Raw genomic sequence first — 432 nt, 5'->3', positions numbered from 1 at the left:
ATTCCTGCCAGCTATCATCAAACGAACATACACACAGTTGCCCATCTATTATATCCGCGACGCGCGTCCATTGACGCCACCAGTCCGTACTATCATTCTTCACACACAAGGAAACAGCTTCGTAGTATCGAGCGTTGTCACTAAACCCATCCATTGCAAACATCCTCGCCTTCAAGTATGGTTTGTTAAATAGTCAGTGAGATAGCGGTATGCCTCTGTAGGTATTTTTCCGCGCCGAACACAAAAGTACAGTTCCTGTTTGAGTTCTTCGCTCATAGGGATACGTCGTATCACATTTCCCATAGAATGTCTGACAGGTACGTACTTTGTTGTTGGTTGTCGCAGCAGTTGCAGCAAAACTGTAACAAAGGGCGTATTTTTCTCCTGATGTGGCCGCTCGAAGGAAATGCTGCCAGCGATATCTTTTCCTTG

The 432-nt window shown here is 45.8% G+C and carries 1 protein-coding gene; it reads right to left on the bottom strand.

The genetic code is table 11. The annotated features are described in order from the left end of the window. Nucleotides 1–171: 171 nt before the first annotated feature. The coding region (locus H6B10_RS15410) for a hypothetical protein (RefSeq protein WP_204652352.1) at nucleotides 172–432 on the bottom strand (261 nt) is incomplete at its 5' end.

Origin of the sequence: Gemmiger formicilis (assembly GCF_016901605.1) — a bacterium.
Lineage (GTDB): Bacteria > Bacillota > Clostridia > Oscillospirales > Ruminococcaceae > Gemmiger > Gemmiger formicilis_B.
The sequence above is the reverse complement of the archived record's forward strand: the minus strand, read 5'-3'. Positions and strand labels throughout refer to the sequence as shown.